General features: G+C 73.1%; 3 protein-coding genes. All 3 read right to left on the reverse strand.

Translation table 11 applies throughout. From position 1 onward, the window contains the following. A partial coding sequence (locus AB0F81_RS50830) for a winged helix-turn-helix domain-containing protein (RefSeq protein ID WP_360211615.1) occupies positions 1–374 on the reverse strand: 374 nt, incomplete at its 3' end. 104 nt (positions 375–478) lie between these two features. Then, complete coding sequence (locus AB0F81_RS50835) at positions 479–1,684, reverse strand: hypothetical protein (protein WP_360211617.1); 1,206 nt, start codon at positions 1,682–1,684, stop codon at positions 479–481. A gap of 164 nt (positions 1,685–1,848) precedes the next feature. Then, complete coding sequence (locus tag AB0F81_RS50840) at positions 1,849–3,336, reverse strand: helix-turn-helix transcriptional regulator (protein ID WP_360211619.1); 1,488 nt, start codon at positions 3,334–3,336, stop codon at positions 1,849–1,851. Positions 3,337–3,433: the final 97 nt, after the last annotated feature.

The following is a 3,433-nucleotide window of genomic DNA, read 5'->3' on the forward strand; positions in this document are numbered from 1 at the left end:
GCCGGCCTCTGCCGCCGGCGCGCCTCGGCGGCCAGCTCCCGGAACGCCAGCAGGTCGAGGCTGCCCGCGTCGACCCGCAGCAGGTAGCCGGCGCCGACCCGGGCCAGCAGCGAACCGGAGGCGCGGGTCGGCAGGCCGGGCTCCATCAGCCGGCGCAGCGCGCCGACCGAACGGTGCAGCACGTTGGCGGCGCTGGCCGGCGGGTCGGTGCCCCAGATCGCGTCGACGAGCTCGCTCTGGCTCACCACCCCACCGGCGCGGGCCAGCAGCAGCCCCAGCACCTGCCGCTGCTGGGGCGCGCCGGCATTGAGCTCCGCGTCGCCGCGCAGCAAACGGATCGGCCCCAGAATCCCGAACCGTACCCCCGCCGCCATGAACCGGCCCTCCTCGTGTCGCCTGCCTACCAGGCTGCTTCCGGAACCGGTTGCAGGCATCAGTACGACGACTGCGCGACGACTGACGGTCGACTGCGGTGGGGTCAGGCGGGGCAGCGCACCTCGAAGGTCGGCATCGTGGTGGGCAGTTGCATGAGGTTGACGTTGCGGCCGACCCGGTCGCTGACGAAGATCTGGGTGATCTTCCAGGTGCCGGCGGGTGCGTAGGCGGGGACGGTGCCGGTGAATTCCCATACGCCGTCGTTGATGGTGCCGGAGATCAGGCGGGGGGATTGCAGCTGGACCGAGGTGCCGCCGGCGCTGGCGTAGACGAGGCCGCTGTTGATGCCGGCGCGGTCGTCGGTCAGGCGCACCTGCAGGCGTACGGTGCGGGCGGCGCTGTTGTCGAGCACGGTTTCGCCGACGTATCGGGCGGAGGGCAGGTCCACGACGGGTGCCGTGAGGTCGGCTGCGCCGTTGACGGTGAAGGTGGGCATCGTGGTGGGCAGTTGCATGAGGTTGACGTTGCGGCCGACCCGGTCGCTGACGAAGATCTGGCTGATGTTCCAGGTGCCGGCGGGTGCGTAGGCGGGGACGGTGCCGGTGAACTCCCATACGCCGTCGTTGATGGTGCCGGAGATCAGGCGCGGGGATTGCAACTGCACCGACGTCCCGCCGGCGCCGGCATAGACCAGCCCGCTCCTGATGCCGGCGCGGTCGTCGGTCAGGCGAACCTGCAGCCGCACGGTGCGGGCGGCGCTGTTGTCCAGCACCGTCTCGCCGACATACCGAACCGAACCCAGATCCACCACCGGAGCCGCCACATCGGAGCAGCTGTTCGGCGCGGAGACGTCCGCGGTGTCGGCCGGGCAGGTGTTGACGCCGGTGCCGCCCTCGACGTTGTCGGCGCCCACCCCGCCGTCGAGCCGGTCGTCGCCGTCGCTGCCGTTGAGCACGTCGTCGCCGGCGCCTCCGGTCACGCTGTCGTTGCCCGCTCCGGCACCGACGGTGTCGTTGCCGCTGTCCCCGACGATCGTGTCGTTGCCGTCGCCGCCGTCGATCACGTCGTCGCCGTCGCCGGCCTCGATCACGTCATCGCCGCCGAGGCCACAGATCACGTCGTAGCCGTGCGTACCGATCAGCCGGTCGTTGCCGTGCGTCCCGACGACCGTGCACGCCTTCTCCAGGCCGGTGACCTTGGTGGTGGGGCCCGCCGCGGCGGCGGGAGCCGCCCCGCTGAGCGCGATGGCGGCAGCCATCGCGGTGGGCAGACCGTAGCGGACGGCGCGCCGGTAGGAGGCCTGGGACATGTCTCTCCACTCGTTGAGGGGGATCAGCTCACGACTACTGAAAGTTTGTGAGCAGCTACCCAGAGTGGTCATCGGCTCAGCGGGGACAACGCCGTCGCCTTCACGGGACGCGCCACCCGGCCGTTCGGGCGACTTGAGCGACCAGCGGCTGAATTCGCCCGCGCTTACGGCTGGCTGCCGGCGAGGGCGGCGGCCAGCTGGCGGCGGCTGGTCACGCCGATGCGGGGGAAGATGCGGTACAGGTGGGAGCCGACCGTGCGGTGCGACATGAACAGCCGCTCGCCGATCTCGCGGTTGCTGAAGCCCTGCGCGGCCAGCTCGACGATCTGCAGTTCCTCGGCCGACAGGATCTCGCTCGGGCTGGGCAGGTGCTGGTCGCTGGACTCGCCGGTGGCGCGCAGCTGCTCGCGGGCCAGTTCGGCCCACGGGCGGGCGCCGAGCCGGTCGAACTCGTTGCGGGCGGTGCGCAGCGGCACCCGGGCGTGCAGGTTACGGCGCTGGCGGCGCAGCCACCGGCCGTGGTGCAGGTGCAGCCTCGCCCGGACCAGCTGTAGCTGCGGCGGGAGAGCGGCGAGCGCGGTGGCGTAGCAGTGTTCGGCCTCGTCGTCGCCGGCGAGGACGGCGTCGGCGTACACCTTCGCCATGACCATCATCTCGGAGGGCAGCCGGCGGGCCAGGTCGGGCAGTTCGGTGACGAGCTCGCGGGCCTGCTCGACGGCGCCGGCGGCCACCGCGGCGTCGGCTAGGTCCGGGGCGACCAGCCAGCGGCTGGACAGGTGATAGTGCGGGTCGGCCGGGTCGAACACTCGCGCGAGCAGCTCGTACGCCTCGGCCGGGCGTCCGCCGAGCAGCGCCAGCAGACCGTCGACCTGCTGGGTCATCACGGTGGCGAAGCGCATGCCGGCGAACAGCGGGCTGGCGCGCAGCTCCCGGACCATCCGCTGCGCCAGCTCGGTCTCGCCGCGGTTGACCGCGACCAGCCCGCTGGTGGCGCGCAGGCCCAGCTCGGCGAGGGCCTCGTCGGTCTCCAGCGCGAGCGCCAGGCCCTCGGCCGCGTCGGCCCGGGCCCGGTCCAGCTGGCCCAGGTAGAACCGGGGCCAGGCGCCGGCCAGCGACCGGGCGAGCAGGCCCAGCCGGCCCTGCGCCCGCCAGATCGTCGCGGCCTGCGGCAGGTAGCGGGCGCTGCCGGTGAAGTCGCCGAGCACCATCGCGGCGGTGCCGAGGAAGTGCATCATCCGGCCGTCCTGCCGGTCCGCGGTGGAGGCGGCGAGCCGGGCGACCACATCGGCGCCGTGACGGTACGGCTCGGCGTACGCCCGCACCGACAGCACCACCGGGTTGTCCGGGTCGGCGTCCCACCGGTCCAGCGCGGCCGCGACATCGGCGCGGGTGGTGGCGTCGGCGTCCTGGAAGAAGCAGCGGGCCGCAGCACGCCACAGCAGGTTCTCGGCGGCCACCCGCGAGCCGGCTTCGGCCGCGGCGACCGCGGTCGTGGTCATCTCGTGGATGCGGCGCTGCGGCTCGTCCGGCTCGAAGGCGGCGTTGTCCGAGACCAGCAGCAGCCGGGCCCGGTCGACCGGGCCCACCGTGCTCAGGTCGGCGCGGGCCAGCAGCGCCCGGGTCCGGTGCCGGTCGCTGAGCTGGCTGGACAACTAGACGTTCTTGACGTTCTGGGTCTGCGCGACCGCGCTCGCGGGCGCTGCGGCGTCCTTGCTGGTGTCGGTGCCGCAGGCTCCCAGCAGCAGCGGC

This window comes from Actinoplanes sp. NPDC024001 (assembly GCF_040638955.1).
Lineage (GTDB): Bacteria > Actinomycetota > Actinomycetes > Mycobacteriales > Micromonosporaceae > Actinoplanes.

Bases quoted from the DNA above. Each gene is read 5' to 3' on its own strand.
- AB0F81_RS50835 (WP_360211617.1), bottom strand. From the start codon at position 1,684: ATGTCCCAGGCCTCCTACCGGCGCGCCGTCCGCTACGGTCTGCCCACC.